This is a genomic window from Thalassoglobus polymorphus, from assembly GCF_007744255.1.
GTDB classification, from domain to species: Bacteria; Planctomycetota; Planctomycetia; order Planctomycetales; family Planctomycetaceae; genus Thalassoglobus; species Thalassoglobus polymorphus.
In genome coordinates this window covers 4,947,656-4,969,720 of the sequence record NZ_CP036267.1, presented here as the reverse complement: position 1 = coordinate 4,969,720, position 22,065 = coordinate 4,947,656, and the positions used below count along the sequence as shown (strand labels likewise).

The window sequence follows — 22,065 nt, the reverse complement described above, 5'->3', positions numbered from 1 at the left end:
GTCCTTAATGCTCATCGTGCTTCGCGCGGTGAGCATGTCTCCAATTTGTGAAAGTCCGGTCGGCTACCGAGGCGTGTTTTGAGCAGATAGTTTGAGCAACTCCCCCTACCATGCGTCCGCGCATAGCGCGAATTCCAGTTCGAGAAAAGATATCACTTGGTGAGAGTTCAGTTAGTCTCCGCCCGTTCGAGTTTCGCTTTTGATATACAGGGCGTTGAACCGGATGTCGGTCTTCTTTTTTCCTTCGAAGGTGACTTTGAAGCGAACGCGGTTGGGGAGATTGCTGAGGCTGGTTTTTTTACCCCAGGCGATCGGAGTTTGATAGCCGTTGGTTCTTACCAGTGCAGCCTGCTTGCCCGAGTGTTTCGGAAGCGAGACGAGCTTGTGATCCAAGAGTTCAATTTTTAGAAACGCTTGGTCGCCGAGGCCGTCGGCATTCAGGTAGAACCTGGAAGTTGTGTTGGGTGCGATGTCGATAGACTTCGTGAGGAATTCGCTGACAGTGTTGGGGATTTGATAATTTCCGGTGCCGGTCGTTGTGGTGTCGACGATCAAGTCAGCGAATCGATCTCGCGGCACGGTTGCGATTCCGACACCACCTCGTTTAGGCGATTTCTCCCAGCCGCGCGGGTCCCAGGCACCATAATAGACGAACGTTTGCTCACCGATATTTTCGAAACCTTGTCCTTGCAGCAATCCTCCCTGATCCCAGGCTCCGTCTTTGCCTCGCTTTAAAAATGTCCAATTATGAAAAGGCTCTCGAAAGTGAACTCCGTCGTTGCTGACGACAAAGCCGAGGTCAATTGTGACATCTTTCCACTCAGACGCTCCGTGCCAGAGTCCCGAAATACCGAGTAACACGTTGTTGCGATTCCAGACACTGATCCCTTCGTGAGTTTGTTCTCCTTCGCGACTACGTCCCGGGCCGAGTATTGTATGTTGCGGAGTTCGAACCATCGAGATGGCGCTTGCTTGACTCCATTTCTCGAAGTCACCGGAGATAAATTCTCTTGAAACTCGACCATGATACGGACGCGTAGCGGCGATGGCGTTCTGTCCAGAAATACGGTACAGGCCGTCCCATTTGAACATTCCCCCAACCGGTTCAATATGCAGCGCGGGAAGGACGAGATCTTTCTCCGGGAACTCTGCATTGACAGGTGTTGTCTGCGGAAGCAACTTCCAGTTGATTCCATCAGGGCTGACATACGGAGCAAATGCCCCCAGCCGTACGTCATTCTTCGGAAACCAGACGTGGGCTCCCATTTTGTAACGACGCTCTGGATTCGGCTCATCTGGCTCGTACAGCACTTTGACGTTGAGCGTCCCGATGTGCGGATTCATGCGAACCAGATTGTTGTTTCTGTTTCCATTGACCTCGACCAGTCCGAGGTTCGGTTTTGTCCAGTGAATACCATCATTGCTCTCTGCATAGGCAACCTTCCACGGCTCGGATCGGGGGAGCGACTTGTCGTATCGTTCGTCACCAACCGACACGTACCACATTTTGTACTTGTCATCGACGCGAATGACGGAACCATAAAATTGAACTGCCCATGAGTCAGTCGATCCATCTTCACCGCGTTGAACCGCCGGGTTCGCTGCGTGTCGTTTGGGGGGCCGCATTTGCAATTTAAGGTTCTGTGAGAACGGAATTGAGACGTCGTCGAAAGAAAACAGAGTGACCACTTTCGTTTCATCGAAATAGACGTCACTCGACTTTGCTTCCTCCGCGAACAGTTGTGGAGAGATGAGACAGCCCACAAGGAGCAGGGAACTGATCGCGGCTGACACGTTTCCTGCGAAATCGGTGAAGAGTGAAGTCGTCATTCGTGTCATGGGACTTTCCGGGTTTTATGTATTGCTTGAAGGATGGAATTCAGGTCTCTGTGTCAGTTCGGAGAACTCCTTTAAGGCGATCAGATTTTTTCTGTTTCATCCAGCCGAGGGAGCGAGAGACTTCCGCTGCATGTTTCTTGAGAAGTGAAACCAACGGCTGAGTGCTTTGGGGAGGCATGCGAAATGTTGGTCCTCCGACCATCAACGCTGCATTGACATTTCCGGTTTCGTTAAGGATCGGAACGCTAATGAGGCATTTTTCTTTATCGCGTTGCTCGTCGTACCCTTGCTGTGAAATACGATCCATCTCTTTGAGAAACTCTTTGATCGTTGGTAATCCTGCGCGGGAGCTTCTCCTGCGTCTTGCGAACTTGTCCGTGACTTCATCACGACCACGGAACGCCAAAATCGTTTTTCCGGCGGGGTGATTCCAAGGTTCGACGCGTAGTCCAGTTTGTTCTCCAAGCCGAATGTCTTGAGATGAGACACAATTGTACAGGTAAGCGACAAGCTCTTTGCTGTAGTGCAGCGCGAAGACGGTTTCACCGGTTTTTTCAGAGAGGGCATCCACATGCGGGATGAGAGTTTCCCGGACCGGCATTCGGTCCTGTATTGACTTGCCTAATTCGAAGATGCGAAGCCCAATGTCGTATCCGGTCTGGTCGGGTGAGAGTCGAACATAGTCTCGAGATCTCAGCGTTGAGAGGAGTCGCGAGACAGTGCTTTTGTCCATTCCGAGTTTGCGACTGATTTCATTGACACCGATGGGGGCCGCCTCGCCCAGAAGATCGAGAACGTCCATGGCTTTGACTAATGTTCCGACGGGTTGCGACATCGTTTCCGCTCTTTTAAGATGAATATATCACAACAACAGTATCAAACTATGCAACAGAGTGGCAAGTTCATGGAACGCCTGTTCGACTCCTGGAATCTTTGAGAGGAGCTTCTTGTAAGTGGTGATGTAACGGGACAGTTTGTATTCCCAAAGATTTGGACGAGATAGCCCTCTAATCAAGTATTCTCATATGCAAAGTGAAGCATTCAATCAGCATGAGCAAAGCTCCGGGCTCCGGGCAGCCGCTTCCGAGTTCGAGATCACTCCTGATTTGGGAGCGATGACCGATCACCGCACTCATGAGAAGGCCGTTGAAGTTGTTGGTCCGCTGAAGACAACTCTGTTACTGCTCGAATCTGATGCAATCAGGGTCTGTTTAATTACCACGCATTTTGGGCCGAGTACTCCGGTCAATGTGAGTCATCTCTTCCGAGAAACTATCGCTCGTGATTTGGGGCTTCCTGTTTCGCATGTACTCTTGTTGACATCTCACAATCATTGCAGCGTTTCTTTCGCTGAGAACGGCGTGTTGATGTACAACGCTTACAGCGAAAGTCCTCCGCCTGCAGAGTTACTCCCTGTCGGAAAAGAGTTCCTCAAATCGCTGCGAGAACATGCACAGCGACTACCAGAGATGCTGGAAGAAGTGAGTGTCTGGTGGGGGGAAGGTCGCGAGGACCGCATCACATATAATCGTAAAGGACTTCGTGAAGATGGCTCCTCATACTTCATTCGCGAGAAAGAGAGAGAGCTTCTCGGGGATGACTTTTCGGGAGAGATTGAAACGTGCGCCCCGTTGATAGTCTTGAAGAATCATCAGGATGAGCCGGTCGCTGCGTTTGCCCAGTTCACCGGTCATCCGGTCACGGCTTATAATCCTGAAAAGACAATCATCTTCGGTGAGTGGCCACAGGTCGCTTGTGATATTCTCGCGGAGAAATTGCGAAGCGATCATTCTTCGATGGGGCAAGCAGTTCCGGTTGGTTTTTTGCAAGGTTGTGCCGGGGATATCAATTCGAAAGAAATGTTTTTTGGCGGTGTGGAGCGGTCGACTGAATTTGGTGAAATGCTGGCGGAGAGCTACCTTGCTGCGATGAAAAGCCTGCGTCCTTCGCAGAGTTCTGAGCTTGCGTTTCAGGTGGAGACTGTGAAGATTCCACTCGCTTCGATCCCGGCAAAAGAGCTGCTTGAAGCGGAGCTTGCAGAGATGGATGATTTTATCTCGCGAGCAAAAGCTGGAGACGAAGAGATGCTGAATTGTGTGGGCCTAAACTTTCCTACAGCGTTGTCGCCACCGTTTCGGGCAAAGATGGTAGAGCTGGTGCGGCCGTGGAACGTTTGGGGGATCGTTCTACATGAGACCGATTCAACGGAGGCTGTTCAGAAACACCTGGAGATGGAGATCGCTGTGCTCCGTCTTGGTGATGTCGGGATTGTTGGGATGCCGTGCGAACCGTTTCACGGAGTTGGAACTCAGATACGCGAAAACTCTCCGTTACCGCTGACGATTCCGTGCGGCTATATGAACGTTTCGCATGGGTACATTCCTGATTCAGAAAACGTTGGAGGTCAGGAGTATATGAGTTCGCATCATCGCTACACACGATTTCGTCTTCCTCTTGAAAAGCCAGCTGGCGATGTCCTGGCGCAGGAGGCTGTTCGGATTCTGAATCAATTTGTCGAGGAGAAATAATGTCCGAGGAGGCTTACTTTGAGATCGGGAGCAACGCTCAAGTCGACCCGGATGTCACATTGGGATATCGATATCCGGGAGACTTCGCTCCGCTAAGGATCGGCGACGATGCAGTGATTCGCTCGGGAAGCATTCTCTATGCAAGCACGGTGATCGGGAATCGTTTTCAATGTGGGCATCAAGTATTGATCCGGGCTGAGGTCACGATCGGTGATCGTTGTGTTGTCCATCACAAGTGTACTTTGGAAGGTCGCTTGCGGATTGGAGATGGTGTCAAACTTATGGCACATGTCTATTTGCCAAGCACGACGACCATTGGGGATATGGTGTTCATCGGACCGGGGACGTCATTCATGAACGATAAATATCCGATGCGAAGAGCCGCACCAGTGGAAGGGCCAACGATCGAAGATCATGTGAGCATCGGTGGCGGAGTGACTGTCTGTCCCGGCGTCACGATTGGCCGCAACTCGGTGATTGGTGCAGGCTCAGTGGTCAATAAAGATGTTCCTCCTGACAGACTCGCTTACGGAGTTCCAGCCCGTCACTATCCACTTCCAGAAGAGATTTCTCACGGGAATCTTCCGGAGCTTCTGCTTCCGCAGACCGATTTGTGGGGAGCCCAAAGTGACGAAACATGGCGGGGTGAGGAACTGTGAAAAGTTGAGAACGACTTTGTAGCGAATCGCAAAACTTACTTTCTTCAATGAGGCGGACTCGGCATGAATCGATTCATTCTACTCGGAATTTTACTCGTCCTGAATTTGCAAACGGTCGAGCTCTGCAAGGCTGAAGAGACGATTGAAATTGGCTCGCGGCGCGAATTGTTTGTCGATCGATTCTTGATAGAAAAAACGGACGGCGTCGAACTCAAATTGCATCATCCCATCAAAACTCCTCGTCCCAAGTCGCCACTCCCGGAGCGTCATATGGTGACCATCATCAAGGATGGAGACCTGTTGCGGGCATACTATCGGAGTTCCGATCCCAGCTACAAAGGTGAATTTCATACCGGACATCCGGGCGAAACGGTTCACTATGCGGAAAGTCGCGACGGTCACGAATGGACATTTCCGAATCTTGGGCTTTGCGAGTTCGACGGTTCAAAAAAGAACAACGCGATACTTGTTCGACAGCCACCTTTCTTGACGAACTTTATGCCCTTCCTTGATTCTCGAAAGGGAGTCGATCCGGACGAACGATTCAAGGCACTGGCAGGCTATCCCGGACCGGGAAACAAAATAGGGACGACAAAACCGGGGCGAGGTCTGTTTGCGTGGGTCTCTGCAGATGGGATTCACTGGACAAAGAAATCGGAAGTGATTCCCTATCAACCCGAATGGCGACATGCCTTTGATTCTCCGAACGTCTCTTTCTGGTCAGAAGCTGAACAGAAGTACGTCTGCTATTTCAGAACCTGGACCAATCCCGAGCGGCTCAGAAGCATTAGCAGAACGGTGTCGTCCGATTTTGAAACCTGGAGCAAGCCGGTCGAGATGGCTCCGAATCTTCCCGGTGAACACCTCTATACAAACGGAACGCAAGCGTATTTTCGCGCCCCTCACATCTACGTTGCTTTCCCAACGCGATTTGTTCCGGGGCGCGGAGACGCGCCTGGGTACGATACCAAAGATGTCAACGCGACTGACATTCTGTTTATGTCGTCTCGTGCAGGCACGGACAGATACAATCGACTGTTTACTCACGCATTTATTCGACCAGGGCTGGACCCTGCTCGTTGGCGGAACCGGTCAAACTATGTTGCACTCAATGTGGTTCCCACCAGCCCGACTGAAATGTCGATCTATCATCGTAGTGGTGATCGCTACACATTGCGGACCGATGGATTTGTCTCGGTGAATGCAACGTCGAAGAAAGGGTTGCTTCTAACCAAGCCGATTCAGTTTCAAGGTGAAGAGCTTGGTTTGAACCTGAGCACAAGTGCTGTCGGAGGAGTTCGCGTCGAGATTCAAGACCTCGATGGGAGACCGTTTGAGGGTTTCACCCTCGATGATTGCCAGCCGGTTTTCGGGGATTCCATTGATCTCAAGGTGAAGTGGCGAAAAGATGCCGATCTCTCAAAGCTGGCTGGCAAGCCTGTTCGATTGAAGTTTGAGCTCGTAGAATGTGACTTGTATTCATTCCGGTTCGAGTAATGACGACGCTCCGCCCGACACCTGAAGTGTGCGGTTAAAATGCCATGTCGCAATTTCTGAAAAACGAAAAGACTGTCCTCGGCTTTACCGCTCTGTATATCGCGCCGGCTCTCTGGACATCGTTGTCTGGCGGGAAGATGGAATTTGTGATGTACGTGGCGGTGATGGGAATTCTCCTTGTTCCCGTTTTGATTTTGCATCGTCGAGTTTCGCTGCATCCAGCTGCGTTGTGGGGGCTTTCTCTATGGGGACTGGCTCACATGTGCGGCGGCTTGGTGGAAGTCCCGTCCAGCTGGTCGACAGCTGGTGATTCCCGTGTTCTTTACAATTGGTGGATCATTCCTGAGAGATTCAAGTTTGATCAGGCTGTCCACGCATACGGGTTTGGTTTGACAACCTGGATCTGCTGGCAGGCATTGCATTGGACTTTTCAGGCCAACGGGGCCAGCGTTCGCCCGACGTTTGGTTTGTTGACGTTGTGTGTCGCAGCGGGGATGGGGTTCGGTGCGTTGAATGAGGTGATTGAATTTGTCGCTACGCTGACTGTTCCAGAAACAAACGTTGGCGGGTACATCAACACCGGTTGGGATCTTGTCTCGAATCTTGTGGGAAGTTTGCTTGCAGCCTTCCTGATTGCCATCTTCGCTCGTGATGCTTCGACGCGTTGAACTGTCCAGGTTCTCAACTGCACTCTCGACGACACAATGTAGTATGAGTTTTGTGTTCTTCTCAGGCTCCGATGAAGAACCCTTCGTGGGATTACGGTTTCCATTTCTCTGTAGAAATGTCATAGTTTTGTAGCTGGATGGTCAAACATCACAAACATTTTCTTTATCTGAATGGTGGTCTGCCATGCGTTTGCAACTTACGTTGAATCTCTCTCTTGCCTTGATCGTTCTCACTGGGGCATTTACCCATGCAGGTGAGACTGTGGGTGAGGTTGACACCGCTGGCTGGAAAGCAGTTTCACCGCGTGATGAAATTCGTCCGGCATTTTCTTATGAGGAAGCAGCCGGTCGGAATGGAGAGTTTGGCCTGTCGGTTTCCGCAGATGACCGCAAGGGCTTGATGGGGCATTGGGAGAAGTCGTTTCCAGTGGAAGGTGGCAAGCACTATCGTTTTTCTGTCTGGAAGAAGACCACCGGTGTTGATCTTGAACGCCGTGCTGTAATTGTGCGGATCAATTGGCTGAAAGAAAACGGTCAGCGAGTGGTTCGAGACGATCCATCTTTTGCATCGTATCGACCTGGTGAAAGACCGCGCGCGGAGCCGGAGTTCCCTGCGGATGGGATCACCAAGGATGGTTGGACTGAAGTCGCTGCTGTTTATCGTGTCCCGTCTGAAGCAACTCAGGCTGTTGTGGAACTTCAATACCGTTGGGGCACACCGAATTCGAAAGTGACCTGGAGTAGCGTAAAGCTTGCGCCGACTGAGCCTCCCGCACCACGTAAAGTTCGATTGGCAACGGTCCACTACCGGCCTCGTGCCGGGACAACTGCCAAAGAGAAGCGAGAGCAGTTTGCTCCCTTGATTGAAGATGCTGCGAGACAGAAGGCGGATCTGGTTGTCCTTCCAGAGACACTCACAGTTTACGGATCAGGAAAGACGTACGCCGAGTGTGCGGAAACAATTCCGGGGCCATCGAGTGAATACTTTGGGCAGCTGGCGAAAAAGCACGATATGTACATTGTCGCTGGACTTCTCGAACGAGACGAACACTTGGTGTACAACGTCGCTGTCCTTCTCGGTCCCGATGGAGAGATCGCCGGAAAGTATCGCAAGGTGACTCTGCCACGAGGAGAAATCGAAGGTGGCATTATGCCGGGGAATGAGTACCCCGTTTTCGATACGCGATTTGGCAAGGTTGGGATGATGATCTGTTACGACGGTTTCTTTCCGGAAGTCGCTCGAGAACTTAGCAATCGTGGAGCTGAAGTGATTGCCTGGCCTGTGTGGGGATGCAATCCCATGCTCGGCAGTGCTCGTGCCTGTGAAAATCACACTTATGTGATCAGCAGCACCTACACCGACACTTCTTCAGACTGGATGATTTCAGCAGTTTATGGGCACGACGGCAAACCGCTTGCCCAAGCCAAAGAATGGGGGACCGTAGCTGTCACCGAAGTTGATCTCAACAAGCCGCTCTACTGGCAAAGTCTTGGAGACTTCAAAGCTCAGATTCAGCGCCACCGTCCTGAACTTCCCGGAGAAATCGTCAAGAGTGAAAAGTGATCTGGTTCGCATGAACCGGTGATCTCCGCACTTTGAGCTCTCTCGTTTTCAGTGACAGTAGGTCTTGCTATGGGGCTGACTGTCAGAGTGAGAGTGCGTTACGCACCAGTGAAGGTGCGCTGTTGCACAAATCAAATGGCTGCGTTAAACATCGTTGGAGATGCTTTTTACTCCACTGCGTGTCAGGCCGCCTTTGAGATTTTCAGTTGAGGTCGATCCTCATTCTCTTGGTCGGTTTCTTCTGTCGCCTCTGAAGCTGCCTGCTTCGGTGATTTACTCATTTTCAAACCAATCAAGGTTGAGAGAGTCGCGAGGATAAATGCGATCGCTCCCCATTTGAGGTTCTTAACTGGTGAGCTGACAACCTCTTTCTTTGTTGAACTGATTGGAGAAACTGAGGCAGGGGCTTTGAACTCGACGTCGAAAGGGTTTTCGAGATCAATCGTTGCCGCCGATGTAGCAGCGATGTTTTCCGGACTGACACGCTGCCTGCTTTGTGTTTCGACAAAGTGTTTAGTCTCGCTTGCGACGCTTTGAACCTGCTGCGGCATCGGTCGTGAAGCCACTGTCGCTGTGGTCACTGTCGCTGTGGCAGAGGAAGTTCCAGTGCCAGGGACGCTTGTGTTCGGCTCTGTCTCTGGCAAGGACTTAAGCTCTTGTTGGTCAGTCTGAACCTTCGTCCCAACGAGCTGTTGGACAAGTTGTTGCGAGGAAGAGCTTTGGTTGTCGTGATGAGCAGAGACAACTTTATTGTCTGCAGAGTCCATTTGCGTTGGTGGTGCAGGTGAACTCTCTGCTGTTTTCTTGGTTTCCATTTGTGGGGAAGGTTGCCAGTTCAGATAGGCTGGCGAAGTCGTGAAAGCCTGGTCATGACGAACCGGCTGTCGTTGCTGCCGTGGTTGAATGATTGGGAGCTCAGCTTCTTTGCGAGGCTTCTGGTTTGGAGAGCTCTGCGTGTTCGCTCCCCAGATCATTGCGGCAATTTCTTGCGCAATTGTATCGGGGTTGGCCTCATTCGGTCCAAGCTTTAATCCGTTTTGGGTCACAATGTTCTGGGCAAGCAGAGCGCTTCGGTATGCAGCATGCAATTCACCACGAGCATGCTGATCCTTTGCTTGCAGAATTAGCGACTTCATTCGCTTGAACTGCTCCACGTTTTTATCTTGCGGGACTTCCTGTGGTTGTTCGATCGCTTGTACTTGCTTTGTCGGTTGAGCAATTCTGGTTTTTTCGCCCCGGTTTGGAGTCTGCTTTTCGTCCAAACTTTTCCATTGCCCTAAGGTGGCAGTCGTTTCAGGTGCGGGAAACTCAGCTCTTCGCGCAGTTGAGGAGTGAGATGGGCCAGACGCAACAAGCTTCGGAAGAGACTTTGCAATTCTCCCTTCTGCCGTTTGGCGTTCTGCAGTTTGACGTATTGTCAGGCTTGGTTTGGCTTTTGTCGTAGGGGCAGGAGTTTGTCCAGTGGCTGCGAACGGATTTTTGATGTTCTGATCTTCCGGTGCAACTTCGACATACGACGGGAATGGTTTTGCAACGGGAGAAGAGTCTTGCGCAGCCTCTCTTTCGAGCGAAGATTGCGGCTCGGAGTTGTTTGAGTGTCGGGTGAGCATAATTTTCTCATCCGGGTTCTTCTCTGAAGCTTCGTTTTCCTGATTATTTTTTAATTGCAGGAACGGATCTTCAGATGGAAACTGTCCTGCATTTTCCTTCAGGAGTTTGGCAAGCGGATTCTGCCGCGCAAGCGGACTGGTTCCCGGGAGGAAGACCTTCCCCGCAGGTTCCTGAGGTTCTCGTTCGTCAACATCCTTTGGCGTTTGATTCCTTGCTGCGATTGATCTCTCAGCGCGGATCGCAGACTCGGAAGCTTGCTTGGAAAGGTCTGTACTGACCTCACGAGCTGAGCCGCGAGCGCAACCAATTGTCGTCGATAAGCTGGACGCACAAGCAGCAGCGACGGCGATACACATCGCGCTACGCTGCCAGCGGGTTTGATAAGTGCGCATCACGTTCCCCCTTGTTTGTGATGTGCTAAGAAAGCTTTCCTTCTATCGACATTGAGGAGGAGACTGCATGAGACGATTTGTACAAAATTGCCGATAATGCAGGCTGAGACAGTCGATTGCCACAGTTGGGGTTGTCATCAATTTTGTGAACAAACTTGTCGCAGTCAGCAAAGTCTCTTCAAGACAAGGTCTGGTGGAGGTCAAGTTTTGTGCGATCAGGGGTGTGGATTCTCCTCTGCCAGTTGGGGGCTGAGGTCGCTTCTCAGAGCTAAGAGTTCGCTTTTTTGATGAGGTGAAATTTCAGGCCTGGGATGAAAAAGGTGGCCGCCGAGACGAACCCAAAGATTCGCAGTGAATACTCAGGGAAGAGTGACATAGGGATCGCGGTCAGGAAAAGGACGATTGCGTAGATATAAAATTCTCCTGAGAGGATTCCTGCTTTCGCCACAAAGACGGAAGCAGCAATGAGTGCAAGGACTGGCGAGAGAGTCAGGACTGGCAGGTTTAATAATGCTTCGACCGCAAATAATCCCGTTGAACAGGCCATGCTCGCAGCCCAGGCGTGTGCGATTTGCCGTTCTACGAATGTGACCGGGCCTGATCGGCGGCGGAGGTTCCAGAAAATGAATGCCCATGTCCCAAGCCCGACAGTCCACAGCCCCACAAAAGGGAGGCGAGATGTGACACCCTGGTGTTTGAGGGTGTCCGTCGTGATACACAGGATCAGGAGTACGAATGCGTGCCACATCCAGAGCAGTCCCCAGTTCTCGAGGACATTGATGTGATGCGTGGGGCGAAACACGCGGCTCAGAACTTGGGTGAGTTGTGATGATCGGGCTGCGACAGGTTCATGATTTAAATAGGCTTCGAGATCGTCAGCTAATGCGTCGGCGCTGATGTATCGTAAATCTGCTGGTTTCTGCATCGCCTTGAGGATGATCATCTCCAAATCCGAGTCGATTTGCGGGTTCAACAACCGGGGCGGCGGAGGTTCCTGCTCGAGGATCATCATTAGAGTGTCGACGGGAGTGGCTGCCTGGAATGGAGGCCGCCCGGTCATCGAGGCGTACAGGATTGCTCCCAGGCTGTAGACGTCTGTGCTTTGAGTTACCTCACCCCGCTTGCCAGCCGCCTGCTCAGGAGCCATATATCCTGGGGTTCCCAGAATCGCTCCACTTTCAGTCAATGACGGCTCTGAGCTTCCGTTTGAAGTGACACGTTTGGCGAGTCCGAAATCAGAGACAAATGGATGGTGGGTTCGATCGATCAGAATATTCGAAGGCTTCAGGTCTCGGTGTAGAACACCTTTTCGGTGTGCGTAGGCCACTGCCCGGCAGACTGGAATCATCAGTTTGGCGGCTTCGATGTTTGTGAGCGGGCTTTGAGAGATCCGCTTGGCGAGTGTTGTCCCCTCGATGTAGGGCATGCTGAAGAACGGCCTCTGCGTCGAGTCACCAATCTCGAAGACTGAAACAATGTGTGGGTGATCCATTCCCCCAGCCGATTCCGCCTCGCTTTGAAATCGGATCTGGTTGATGGGAGTGGCGTGGGTTTCACTTAAGAGCATCTTGATGGCAACGATCCTGTTCAGTGACAATTGCCGGGCGCGGTAGACGACTCCCATTCCTCCACGACCGACTTCTTCGAAGATTTCATAGCCGGGGATGGTTGGCGTGCCGGTTGAAGTCGTATGAGCTGCGAAATCCGGTTCTTCGGATAATGATGAGAGATTCAGGTTTTCGACAAGTGCCATCGTCGCCCAGAGCTGGCGGACTTCGTTTTCGATTTCCGAATGACCTCTCAGTTTTTCGTCCAGACGGAGTTTTCTCCCAGCGCGAGCCTCCTCAAGGAGCTCTTCCAGGATCAGTGCAATTTGTTCGTCATGTTCGTTTGGCATCAACGGATTGTAATCTATGTCCGGTCAGGAAAGATCGTGAGCATCGAGAATTAGAAAATTGGAGAATTTTGCTCGACAAGTCTGCTTGACATTGTCGAATGAGCCGATACCGTATGTCTCGTCGGCCCCATCGTCTAGTGGCCTAGGACACCGGATTTTCAGTCCGGTAACACGGGTTCAAATCCCGTTGGGGTCAGTTTTGACTTCTAACTCACGGCCTCGGCCGTTTTGAGTTAGATTCAAACAGGTTAGTCAGGCGGCAACGATGATTCATCGTTGCCGCCTTTCTTTTTTCTTCCTTCTCGTTTGCTGCGGGAATTTACTCACACCTCTGGGCGTTTTCACCGATGCTTTCGACGGTGACTGGAGTGAGTTTCGGAATCGTCTTCCTTTTCTATGTGGCGACCAGCTCAGATTTTCTACTGATTTTCTATTGAGAGTGTCGTTTGCAGACGCTGCCAGCACCAAGAGGACTCTAACAAGAAGAACCGTTATGGATGCTTCGTTTGCTTGGCAGCAGATCTTCGAGAACTGGCCAAAGGACGTTCCTAAAGTTGGAATCATAGCTACGAATTTTCAGGAGAGTATTGGCTTTACCAATTTCATGACCACTGATGGTTTGCTCGCTCTCGAACGGGATCGTCCCGATTCGTCAGGGGCCAGGAAAGTGATCCTCGCATTCTCTGCCATATCGGCAGTGAAGATGACAGACGTGGGGGAATTCACAGCAGTCTCCAAGCTCGGGTTTCAGTAACCGCCTGCCTGTTTTTTGAGCAGGCCTCTCCTGCCTGCTTTTTGGGCAGCAGTGGAGTCGTGCGGGGTCGGTTGATTTTTCCGGGTGGGTAGATCTCTCGGTTGTGGGATGCTATCGTTCTGATGTCATACTCGTTTTGATGGCGCGTGTTCGGGCAAGATGCCTTGGCTCAGACGTGGCAACCCACAGGAAGGAAGATCATGCTGGTCCTCTCACGAAAGCCGGGAGAAAGAATTCTCATCGGTGAAGAGATCGCAGTGACAGTCGTTCGGATTGGTCCCAACACAGTTCGTATTGGGATTGATGCTCCTCGCGACATGAACATTGTTCGCGACGAACTTTGTCAAACGGTCGAAGTTGAATTACCCGTTGAAAACAATGGCAAAGCTTCTGCGCAATAGTTTTCTGCGTGGTTAGTCAATCGCCTGCGTAGTACGCTTTATGTGGTCGGGTTTCAGGTATGCCGATTGCGTAGAGAGGCTGCCTTATGCCGAGATGCCTCGTTGTCGTTTGGGCGATATGAGACGTAGACGTCTGAGTAGGCGTCTTAAGTGTGGGGCCATGAGTTCACACTGAAGTTGCAGGATTTACTCCTTCAGGTGTGAACGTCCTTCTCGCGTCTTCGAGGGAACCCAGTTTCTGAGGCCATCTTTCAGGTCTTTGACTTCTTCAGCTGACGCCGGCTTTTGCGTTCCGTAGTCTTCTTTTTGTGTCCGTTTGCGGCGTGGTTCGTAGTCAGCTTTAGGGCGAGCATTCTTGCTGAAGACCCAGTGATAACAGGCGCTTGGACTTACATTCGAGGTGGTGTTGAGCAGCCAGATTATCAGGAATAAGCCGCAAGCTCCTCCCAGGATCACACCCAGAGTAATAACCGGATCACCGCCGCTCGCAGCGGAGACAAACGCAATTCCCAATGCTCCGAACAGGCCGACAATACAAGCGGCCAGAATGGACCCGGCAAATTTACTGTTTGAAGGTCGGAAATCCCCAGGCATGGTCAGCTTGTTGTTAAAGGGAAGATATCGAAAGTCGAGAACGCGATTTCATCTCATACGAAATATGATACGGGATTGTGAGTGAGATTCTACAATTGGTGCCTCGATTCGGGCAATTTGAATTTGGTGCCCTCCTGGCGATCTGTAAGAAAGATCAATCCGGAGAGACGATCAGGGGTGAGATTTCAGTGAAAATTACGTAGATTGAGGAATGATTTCAGTTCGAATTCGATTCCGTGGGGAATCTGGATTCAGATCAATTCTTTCCACGGAGTTCCGCAATGCCCAGATCGATTTATGTTCTGCTCTTAGCACTTACGCTCGTGGGGTGCGGACAGCAAGCCAGCGACGACTCCCAGGCGGCTCAGGATGAAGAGCAACCAGCAGCTGCGGACGCACAGCCGAAAGCTCCTGCGTTTAATGAGCTGGAGTGGAAGATTGTAGATCGAAACAAAGCGATGGCGGAGAATCCGAAACTGGTTGAGGTTGTCAATGACACCGACGCCAGTGATCCACTCTCTGCGATTTCGCAAACGTATTTTTCTGCAACTTCACGAATCAACAAGATGCAGATGGAGTACAACGCTCGCCTTCAGGCCAACTTGGATGCAGACGGAGCAGAGGACCCCAAGCCCCCCACATTTGAGGAGTTTAATGCTTCTGCGAAGTTGAACAGCAACAACGTCAAGGGGCTAAAGCCGTGGCAAGTTTATGCGTACGATGAGTCGACCGGAAAAGTGACAATTCTGGAGGACCGGGAGCTCAAAAAGAAGATGTACGAAGAAGAAGGTCTTAAGTACGAGGAATGATGAGTCGCAGTTAAGATCCCGAATAAAGTTTGAGTCGCTGGTCGAGGAGCAAACAGGGAGGGCAGTCTCTGTGAACCCGGAACGCTTGCAGACTCTGTGTCTGGATCTGAGGCTTGAAGTTTCGTCTGGTGATGTCGTGGAGTTTCTCCAGGCTGCGTGAATCTTGTCTCTTCTCAAGATGATTGCAAAATGCAAAGTATTGAATCGTAAGTAGCACCGCGAAGGATTGGTCAGCACTCTCTCATGAAAGATATTGTCCGACAGGAAGTCGTTGCTCAGGCACGTACGATTGTCGTTAAAGTTGGTACGAATGTCCTCTCTCGCGAGGACGACCAGTTGGACGTTGAGCGAATTTCGTCGCTGGCGGATCAGATTCATCGAATTCGCGAAACCGGTCGTCGGGTTGTCGTTGTTTCCAGTGGTGCGGTGGGGGCGGGGCTTGGCCTGCTTGGGTTGTCGGAGCGTCCGAAAGATCTTCCGCACTTGCAGGCAGCGGCAGCTACGGGGCAGGCAAGCCTCATTCGAAGTTATGACGATGCGTTAAAGCGGCACGGATATCAGGCTGCACAGATGCTTCTCACGGCCAATGATTTTCGCAATCGTGACCGGTATCTGAATGTTCGCAATACGTTGAACACGCTTTTCGAGTACGGAGTTGTCCCGATCATCAACGAGAACGACACCGTCAGTGTTAAAGAGGTGAAGTTTGGGGACAACGACCAGCTTGCAGTCATGGTCAGTAATCTTCTGGATTGCCCATTACTCGTAATTCTTTCAGTTGTTGATGGTCTCTTCGATGGAGATCCTCGTGATCCGGCAAGTAAGCGGTTTTCATTGATCAATCATTGCGACGACGCGATGATGTCCTACGCGCTGAATATTCGTTCTTCGCGAGGGACGGGGGGGATGTTGTCCAAGTTGCAGTCGGTCAGAATGGCGACAGCTGTTGGAGAGTGTGTCGTCATCGCAAACGGAACCGATCCGCAGGTGCTGGATCGGGTCCTTGCGGCTGAAGATGTCGGAACATTGTTTACTGCCAAGGGGCAATTGATCCCGGCTTGGAAACGCTGGATCGGATTTACAGTGAAGCCGAGAGGTTCGCTACAACTCGATGCCGGAGCAGTTCGAGCGGTCGAGCATAATGGGAAGTCTTTGTTACCGATCGGTATTGCCAGCGTGCAGGGCAGCTTTCAGCGTGGAGAACTGGTGTCGATTTGTGACGTCGATGGAAAAGAGTTTGCTCGCGGGCTGACGAACTACGACGCCATGACAGTTTCAAAAATCGTACGAAAGAGAACGGACGAGCTCGAAAACATTCTTGGGGATGTCTCCTACACTGAAGTGATTCATCGCGACAACCTGTGTGTTGTCCGTTGAGCCTCTTGTTGCTGATTCTGATCGATATTCACCGATGTTCTTAGACGGAAGTATTCATGGATTTTTTACAACTCACCGGGAAGTCGATTCTGGTGATGGGAGCCGCGAATCGTAAGAGTGTTGCCTATCATGTCGGGAAACTTCTCACAGAAGCCGGGGCCGATGTGTTATGGTCGGTGCGGAGTCAGGCACGGAAAGAGCAGCTGAGCAAGCTTGTCGGGGATGCTCCGATTTATGTTTGCGATGTTGAGCACCAGGATCAGATTGATGGGCTGCGGGATGCGGTCGCGAAAGATCGCGATTCGATTCACGGTCTCGTTCATTCTATTGCCTTCGCAGACTACTCAGCAGGGTGGTTGCCGTTTCATCAAACTCCTCGTGCAGCATTTCTTCAGGCAGTCGATGTTTCCTGCTTTTCGCTGACTGCGACTTGCAATGCGTTTCGTGATCTTCTCGATTCTGAGCAGGGAAGTGTCGTTACGGTCTCGATTTCGACAACTCGCATGGCGGCGGAGAATTATGGGTACATGGCCCCTGTGAAAGCGGCTCTGGATTCTTCAATCTGCTTCCTGGCAAAGTCGTTTTCGGGGTTCTCGAAGGTCCGATTCAATGCTGTTTGTCCCGGATTACTGAAAACGTCCGCGTCGGCGGGAATCCCCGGATATGTCGATTCTTATCTGTTCGCTGAGCGAGCGACGTTGCGAAAGGAGGCAGTCCAAACCGCGGAAGTGGCGAATTCTGTGGCGTTTTTGCTGAGTCCGCGCTCTTCTGGCATCAATGCTCAGGGGTTGGTCATTGATGCCGGCATGGAAACAAACTACTTTGACAAACAACTGGTACAACAGGCGATTGATAACCAATGATTGAATTTGGTGAATCTTTCCCAGCAATCACGGTTGTCTCCTAAGGATGCTGGCTCTAATGCAGGTTCGTGGTTCGAATCTGGTCTGAAAACACGCCGGCATGTTTTCCACTTTTGATTGAATCTGTCGTGCAGATTCTCTTGTTGAATGGACAATACGATGAGTAACACAGCAACAGAAAATAAAATTCAAATCCATGTCGGGCACAGTCCGGACCCGGATGATGCGTTCATGTTTCACGCATTGGCCAACGACAAAATTGAGACTGGCAAATATCAGTTCCATCATGAGCTTCAGGATATCGAAACTCTCAATCGCAGAGCGTTCTCTGGAGAGCTCGAATTGACTGCCGTGAGTCTTCATGGCTATGCCTACCTGACCGACAAGTATGCGTTGTGTGCTTGTGGAGCGAGTATGGGCGATGACTACGGACCGATGGTCGTGACCCGCGAGCCAATGGGGATTGAAGACCTCAAAGGAAAGAAAATCGCCATTCCCGGAACGCTCACAACGGCGTTTCTCGGTTTGAACTTGTGCTTGGGTGGAGTTCCTAAAACACCTGCGAAAGAAGAGCACTCCACTGGTGATTGCGGGACTTTCACTTACGAAGTCTATGAATTCGACGAAATCTTGAATGTTGTGGAACGTGGTGAAGCCGATGCCGGGTTGATTATTCACGAAGGTCAGTTGACCTACGGCGACCAAGGGTTGCATCTCGTTGTCGACCTTGGCAAATGGTGGATGGAGAAAACCAGTTTGCCTTTCCCACTGGGGGGCAATGCGATTCGTAAAGATATGGGCGCCGAGCAAATGGACGAAGTGACGAAATTGCTCAGGGAAAGCATTCAGTTCGGCCTCGACAACCGGAAGGAAGCCCTGCAATACGGTCGAAATCTGGACCATGCCAAAGCTGACGAATTCGTTGGAATGTACGTCAATGACTGGACTGTCGATTTTGGAGACCGAGGACGAGAAGCTGTTGCCAGGCTGCTGCAAGAAGGTCATGAAGCAGGAATTATTCCTGAACCTGTAGAACTTGAGTTTATCTCTGGATGATTTTACTCTTGTTTTACACTGCCTGACTTACCCAGAGTGAAATTTTCTTGAATGGAGTGGAATCTTTGAAGGTCAGCTGTTGATTGCCCGACACGGCTGCGTATTATTAGTATGTGCAGCTGAGTCTGCCCTTACTTGGCTGTACTAACTTCTGGCCACCGGTTCTGACCCGCTCCGGTGGCCTTTTTTTGTTTTGGCCTTAGAGTAAACTGCTCTAGGTCGATCAGTTCTTGTTCGGTTTCTTGTCGTCAACTGCTGATTCATCGGCGGCGATCTTGATATCAAATTCGCCTTCTCTGTTGACCTCTTTGACTTCGATGAGTTTCGTCCCTGTGCGAGCCCAGTTCTTGGGGAGCCGCATCAAGTCTTGAGCAGAGTGGACCGTCACTGAGAGTCGTCCTTTGCCACGTGGGGCCCCTTTAACGCCGTCGATGTAGTACAGGGTGTATTCACCATTGTCGTTTGTTCTTCCGGAAGCGCTCCGGATTCGTTCGGGGCCAGAATCGCCACTTTTTTTATCTTCAATTGGAGAGAATGTGACTTGAACCCCGGAGAGTGGCTCTCCGTTGACGGTGACTTTTCCGGAGACATTTGAGAGTGGTGGGAGCTTCAATGACTGACTCATCATGGTGCTGGAGAGCCAGTACAGAAGAAAGATTCCTGCGATTCCACCTGCAAGGTGTGGAAGATACCGAATCAGTTCCTTCCTCATTCCGGCGAAGTCAAACCGAGGTTGCTTCTCTTCCATTGGCATCGACGAAGCTTTGACCCGGCTGTCACCAGCCGTTTTGGAAAGCAAGTCTCGAGCATTCGCTGATGCATTGATTTCAGCATCGGCAGCGACTGCGGCTGGTGAATGAGTGGACGCTTTGGCCCGGGCTCCACCTCCTCCAGAGAGTAGGCGACGACCCTGTTTGTCGGTTGCCGGTCCGGTTGGAGCAGCAGGTTTTTCAGTCAGCCCAGCACTCGCTTTTGGTCCCGGGCCATCTTCCATCAAGAATGCAGCTGCGTCGAAATCGTCGTCGTCTGACTTGGCTGCTTTTTTGCCTGCAGGTTTTGCTTTCTTCTGAGCCGGTGCAGCCTTTTTGGGAGGTGATTTTTCCTTCGGAGATTCCTCAGCTTGGGGCGGATCGGGGACCACGAACTTCGATTTACATTTCGGACATTTGCCGTCGGTTCCAGCGAGTTCGTCTTTGATCTTCAAGACTGAGTCACATTCCGGGCATTGATAGCGAATCGTCATTCTCGCCAAACCTTTTCCAAGGGGAGGAGTGTTATCTCTTCCCCAAATTCCGAAGTTTTCTGATGTCTTTAATCATAAGAGAAAGGGGTGGTCGAAGTCGACCACCCCTGGCGTTTTGGCATGTCTGCAGTTCGTTGTTCGCGTGCCGCGTGGGCATCCCTGAGGGGGGATTTGCAAATGCAACAGAGGAAGTTGGGGTGTCGCCTTTTCCGTTATGGGAGATCAACAGGTGATCCCTGCGACATGTTGCCCAGGTTGTTCCAGGTTCTCAAGTCGATGTTCACGCCGATTGGACGAGCACTTCCATCTGACAGAAGAACGTTCACTGCTTGGCTGTGAGAACTTCCAGCTTCGCTGAAGTGTCTGGGGATGGAGTTTTGGTTGTTGAGGTTTCCGGTTACTGATGCGGAGTCATTCGGTGCGAACTGCGTTGAGAACATGGTTGCCGGTCCGCCAAACGCCCAACCGTCGCTACTTCGTTCTTCTGGACGATTTGGACGAGGGTTCAGGAAGATTTGCCGCTCTGCAATCATGATAACGTTGGACGTTCCATCAGAGATCGAAGACATCGTCGTTTGGCTGTTCACGCCAAAAACTCCAATATTCGTCTGATCTTGCGAGAACGGAGAACTTGAGTTGATTGGGCCAACGACGACTGTGTTTGCGAGTTGGGCTGGGGTGAGATGGTAAGTTTGCTGGTCACCATTCACATCGTCTTTGAAGGTGATTCCTGAGCCGGCGCAGCCAGCGTAATCGTTTCCGCCAGATGTCCAGGATTGGTCGACGCGGATCGTGTTCGCGTATTTTCCGATGGCATCCATTTGTTTTCGGCGTGATGGGCAATAGAAGATTTTAATGTTGCGTTTGGCTGGGTAAATCGGACGGCCATCCGGGTCCAGAACGAGTGGTGGATCTTCTCCATTCTGGCGAACATTGGCGTTGAAGGCCCAGGAGTTGTAAATCGTCGATTGATCAAGCATCGGAAGGATGTGCAGCATCCAGCTGGTGCCATGAGCACCTTGCCGTACTTGAGTGTTGTTGCTCGCGTTGAAATCGCGGGCTTCTCCAGGCAGGGCGTATCGTCCGACATTGTCTGTCGCAAAGTAGGATGCAATTTGCCCAGGTGGAAAGACTTGGTGTTGATCGTGGTAATTATGCAGGGCAAGTCCCAACTGTTTGAGATTGCTCAAGCATTCTGTTCGGTAGGCAGCGGCCCGAGCCTGCTGCACGGCTGGTAAGAGCAAAGCGACTAAGATCGCGACAATGGCGATCACGACCAACAACTCGATGAGCGTGAACCCTTTTTGACGTCGTTTCATGGTGATTTTCCCAAAATGCAAGTGTCGATCAAAAGGCAAAAGGCGCCAAAGCACAGAGATTGATCTGTCATTCTCCTGAAGCCGACATGGCGATTTTCAGAAGAGCATAACCGCTGATTTTTGATCGAGTTGCGCTCATTGTGCTATAAAACTGTTTACATCATGCTGCCCGTAGAAACTTGGTGTCAAGTCCGGGGGAGCAAAAACTACTTCCTCAAGGCAGACGTTTTTGCCTTGAAAATTTGACTTCATCTTCGACTCGCGTGCTTTATCGAGTCATAAATACCACGAAAATGCCACGAAGTTAATACAATCTGACACGCTCGCTGGCATGTCGTTGGCTCGAATTCGAATGACATTCTTGTTGGAAATGGACAACAAGTTGTACGCTTTTCAGTGACAACTTGAGAGGCCAATTTTGTGAAATCTCAACTTCCATCGAATTCTGTTCAATGTTCACACAATCTGAACCTGGAGCAGTTTGCTCCACCGTGTGCCCGTGAAGAACGCATTTCTCTAGTAAATATGCTGTTCGCCACGAGGCAGTCCCTGCAAAGCAATTCGAAAGATGCTCCAGTGGTGGGGACGAGAGCTCGATTTGGCAGGAGGAGACAGGGATTTCTTTCAGGTTTCCTCCGAGATTCCCTCGAATTTCGCTGTGCCGAATCTCTGGGTCTCACTTTTCAAACGGGGAGGAAATTCTCCATTGCAGAGGTGACCGGCGCGATTTCTGGGATCAGCCCGGAAACTTGTGGAATGGTCAATTTTCTCATTGTATTATTGTATTAAAGAGCAGGTTCATGTTTCAGGATTTGTTCTGGAATACTCTCGCACTGCGATGGTTGAGCCTTGTGATTTTACCATGTTTTAACAGGTCTCTTCGAACGAATAAACGTAAACTCCCTCGAAAATTGCAGTCCCAGTGAAACACGAAAGTGGGCGAAAAGTTTCGAATTCAATTCAGTGTAATCTTACGAGCTTGTGAAATCGCTTA

The 22,065-nt window shown here is 51.0% G+C and carries 18 protein-coding genes and 1 tRNA gene; 12 read left to right on the top strand and 7 right to left on the bottom strand.

What is annotated here, in order from left to right:
* Positions 1 to 171: 171 nt before the first annotated feature.
* Together Mal48_RS17945 and Mal48_RS17940 are read right to left on the bottom strand one after the other, a co-directional pair.
* A complete protein-coding gene (locus tag Mal48_RS17945) occupies positions 172 to 1,839 on the bottom strand; it encodes a glycoside hydrolase family protein (protein WP_145202775.1) in 1,668 nt (555 codons plus the stop codon).
* 40 nt (positions 1,840 to 1,879) lie between these two features.
* On the bottom strand, positions 1,880 to 2,674 hold the full coding sequence (locus tag Mal48_RS17940; RefSeq protein ID WP_145202772.1) for an IclR family transcriptional regulator: 795 nt from the start codon (positions 2,672 to 2,674) through the stop codon (positions 1,880 to 1,882).
* A 190-nt stretch (positions 2,675 to 2,864) separates the two neighbouring features.
* Here Mal48_RS17940 and Mal48_RS17935 point away from each other — a divergent pair, with 190 nt between their 5' ends.
* The 5 genes from Mal48_RS17935 (at position 2,865) to Mal48_RS17915 (ending at position 8,755) form a co-directional block, all read left to right on the top strand.
* On the top strand, positions 2,865 to 4,367 hold the full coding sequence (locus tag Mal48_RS17935) for a hypothetical protein (protein ID WP_145202770.1): 1,503 nt from the start codon (positions 2,865 to 2,867) through the stop codon (positions 4,365 to 4,367).
* On the top strand, positions 4,367 to 5,026 hold the full coding sequence (locus Mal48_RS23780; RefSeq protein WP_145202767.1) for an acyltransferase: 660 nt from the start codon (positions 4,367 to 4,369) through the stop codon (positions 5,024 to 5,026). Before Mal48_RS17935 ends, Mal48_RS23780 begins: the two co-directional genes overlap by 1 nt.
* Positions 5,027 to 5,089: 63 nt before the next feature.
* Positions 5,090 to 6,523 (top strand): glycoside hydrolase family protein, encoded by a 1,434-nt coding sequence (locus Mal48_RS17925; protein ID WP_145202764.1) that lies wholly within the window; start codon positions 5,090 to 5,092, stop codon positions 6,521 to 6,523.
* 44 nt (positions 6,524 to 6,567) lie between these two features.
* Entirely contained in the window at positions 6,568 to 7,191 is a 624-nt protein-coding gene (locus tag Mal48_RS17920; protein WP_145202761.1) for a DUF2238 domain-containing protein, read from the top strand.
* Positions 7,192 to 7,375: 184 nt separating this feature from the next.
* A complete protein-coding gene (locus Mal48_RS17915; RefSeq protein WP_145202758.1) occupies positions 7,376 to 8,755 on the top strand; it encodes a carbon-nitrogen hydrolase family protein in 1,380 nt (459 codons plus the stop codon).
* Between the two features lie 182 nt (positions 8,756 to 8,937).
* Here the strand turns inward: Mal48_RS17915 and Mal48_RS17910 are convergent, their stop codons facing one another.
* The gene (locus tag Mal48_RS17910; RefSeq protein ID WP_145202755.1) at positions 8,938 to 10,758 is read right to left on the bottom strand and encodes a hypothetical protein; all 1,821 of its coding nucleotides are present in this window, start codon (positions 10,756 to 10,758) and stop codon (positions 8,938 to 8,940) included.
* 268 nt (positions 10,759 to 11,026) lie between these two features.
* A complete protein-coding gene (locus Mal48_RS17905; protein ID WP_145202752.1) occupies positions 11,027 to 12,655 on the bottom strand; it encodes a serine/threonine-protein kinase in 1,629 nt (542 codons plus the stop codon).
* A 123-nt stretch (positions 12,656 to 12,778) separates the two neighbouring features.
* Between Mal48_RS17905 and Mal48_RS17900 the strand changes: the two genes are divergently transcribed.
* The 3 genes from Mal48_RS17900 (at position 12,779) to Mal48_RS17890 (ending at position 13,810) form a co-directional block, all read left to right on the top strand.
* Positions 12,779 to 12,851 (top strand) — tRNA-Glu (locus Mal48_RS17900).
* A 297-nt stretch (positions 12,852 to 13,148) separates the two neighbouring features.
* Positions 13,149 to 13,409 (top strand): hypothetical protein, encoded by a 261-nt coding sequence (locus Mal48_RS17895; protein ID WP_145202749.1) that lies wholly within the window; start codon positions 13,149 to 13,151, stop codon positions 13,407 to 13,409.
* A 200-nt stretch (positions 13,410 to 13,609) separates the two neighbouring features.
* A complete protein-coding gene (locus tag Mal48_RS17890; RefSeq protein WP_145202746.1) occupies positions 13,610 to 13,810 on the top strand; it encodes a carbon storage regulator in 201 nt (66 codons plus the stop codon).
* Between the two features lie 186 nt (positions 13,811 to 13,996).
* Here the strand turns inward: Mal48_RS17890 and Mal48_RS17885 are convergent, their stop codons facing one another.
* Positions 13,997 to 14,404, bottom strand: a complete 408-nt coding sequence (locus Mal48_RS17885; RefSeq protein WP_145202743.1) for a hypothetical protein — start codon at positions 14,402 to 14,404, stop codon at positions 13,997 to 13,999.
* Between the two features lie 281 nt (positions 14,405 to 14,685).
* Between Mal48_RS17885 and Mal48_RS17880 the strand changes: the two genes are divergently transcribed.
* From Mal48_RS17880 to Mal48_RS17865, 4 genes are all read left to right on the top strand, one after another.
* Positions 14,686 to 15,213: a hypothetical protein gene (locus Mal48_RS17880; protein WP_145202740.1), complete on the top strand. Its 528-nt coding sequence runs from the start codon at positions 14,686 to 14,688 to the stop codon at positions 15,211 to 15,213.
* Positions 15,214 to 15,456: 243 nt separating this feature from the next.
* Positions 15,457 to 16,590: a glutamate 5-kinase gene (gene proB / locus Mal48_RS17875; RefSeq protein WP_145202737.1), complete on the top strand. Its 1,134-nt coding sequence runs from the start codon at positions 15,457 to 15,459 to the stop codon at positions 16,588 to 16,590.
* Between the two features lie 56 nt (positions 16,591 to 16,646).
* Positions 16,647 to 17,453, top strand: a complete 807-nt coding sequence (locus Mal48_RS17870; RefSeq protein ID WP_145202735.1) for an enoyl-ACP reductase FabI — start codon at positions 16,647 to 16,649, stop codon at positions 17,451 to 17,453.
* Positions 17,454 to 17,612: 159 nt separating this feature from the next.
* A complete protein-coding gene (locus Mal48_RS17865; protein ID WP_145202732.1) occupies positions 17,613 to 18,509 on the top strand; it encodes a menaquinone biosynthesis family protein in 897 nt (298 codons plus the stop codon).
* 223 nt (positions 18,510 to 18,732) lie between these two features.
* Here the strand turns inward: Mal48_RS17865 and Mal48_RS17860 are convergent, their stop codons facing one another.
* The gene (locus Mal48_RS17860; RefSeq protein ID WP_145202729.1) at positions 18,733 to 19,752 is read right to left on the bottom strand and encodes a zinc ribbon domain-containing protein; all 1,020 of its coding nucleotides are present in this window, start codon (positions 19,750 to 19,752) and stop codon (positions 18,733 to 18,735) included.
* 212 nt (positions 19,753 to 19,964) lie between these two features.
* Entirely contained in the window at positions 19,965 to 21,071 is a 1,107-nt protein-coding gene (locus Mal48_RS17855; protein ID WP_145202726.1) for a DUF1559 family PulG-like putative transporter, read from the bottom strand.
* Positions 21,072 to 22,065 lie beyond the last annotated feature (994 nt).

What these genes read in the sequence shown, in the direction of transcription:
- Mal48_RS17945 (WP_145202775.1), bottom strand. Translation starts at nt 1,839, where the DNA reads ATGACACGAATGACGACTTCACTCTTCACCGATTTCGCAGGAAACGTG.
- Mal48_RS17940 (WP_145202772.1), bottom strand. Translation starts at nt 2,674, where the DNA reads ATGTCGCAACCCGTCGGAACATTAGTCAAAGCCATGGACGTTCTCGAT.
- Mal48_RS17935 (WP_145202770.1), top strand. Translation starts at nt 2,865, where the DNA reads ATGCAAAGTGAAGCATTCAATCAGCATGAGCAAAGCTCCGGGCTCCGG.
- Mal48_RS23780 (WP_145202767.1), top strand. Translation starts at nt 4,367, where the DNA reads ATGTCCGAGGAGGCTTACTTTGAGATCGGGAGCAACGCTCAAGTCGAC.
- Mal48_RS17925 (WP_145202764.1), top strand. Translation starts at nt 5,090, where the DNA reads ATGAATCGATTCATTCTACTCGGAATTTTACTCGTCCTGAATTTGCAA.
- Mal48_RS17920 (WP_145202761.1), top strand. Translation starts at nt 6,568, where the DNA reads ATGTCGCAATTTCTGAAAAACGAAAAGACTGTCCTCGGCTTTACCGCT.
- Mal48_RS17915 (WP_145202758.1), top strand. Translation starts at nt 7,376, where the DNA reads ATGCGTTTGCAACTTACGTTGAATCTCTCTCTTGCCTTGATCGTTCTC.
- Mal48_RS17910 (WP_145202755.1), bottom strand. Translation starts at nt 10,758, where the DNA reads ATGCGCACTTATCAAACCCGCTGGCAGCGTAGCGCGATGTGTATCGCC.
- Mal48_RS17905 (WP_145202752.1), bottom strand. Translation starts at nt 12,655, where the DNA reads ATGCCAAACGAACATGACGAACAAATTGCACTGATCCTGGAAGAGCTC.
- Mal48_RS17895 (WP_145202749.1), top strand. Translation starts at nt 13,149, where the DNA reads ATGGATGCTTCGTTTGCTTGGCAGCAGATCTTCGAGAACTGGCCAAAG.
- Mal48_RS17890 (WP_145202746.1), top strand. Translation starts at nt 13,610, where the DNA reads ATGCTGGTCCTCTCACGAAAGCCGGGAGAAAGAATTCTCATCGGTGAA.
- Mal48_RS17885 (WP_145202743.1), bottom strand. Translation starts at nt 14,404, where the DNA reads ATGCCTGGGGATTTCCGACCTTCAAACAGTAAATTTGCCGGGTCCATT.
- Mal48_RS17880 (WP_145202740.1), top strand. Translation starts at nt 14,686, where the DNA reads ATGCCCAGATCGATTTATGTTCTGCTCTTAGCACTTACGCTCGTGGGG.
- proB (WP_145202737.1), top strand. Translation starts at nt 15,457, where the DNA reads ATGAAAGATATTGTCCGACAGGAAGTCGTTGCTCAGGCACGTACGATT.
- Mal48_RS17870 (WP_145202735.1), top strand. Translation starts at nt 16,647, where the DNA reads ATGGATTTTTTACAACTCACCGGGAAGTCGATTCTGGTGATGGGAGCC.
- Mal48_RS17865 (WP_145202732.1), top strand. Translation starts at nt 17,613, where the DNA reads ATGAGTAACACAGCAACAGAAAATAAAATTCAAATCCATGTCGGGCAC.
- Mal48_RS17860 (WP_145202729.1), bottom strand. Translation starts at nt 19,752, where the DNA reads ATGACGATTCGCTATCAATGCCCGGAATGTGACTCAGTCTTGAAGATC.
- Mal48_RS17855 (WP_145202726.1), bottom strand. Translation starts at nt 21,071, where the DNA reads ATGAAACGACGTCAAAAAGGGTTCACGCTCATCGAGTTGTTGGTCGTG.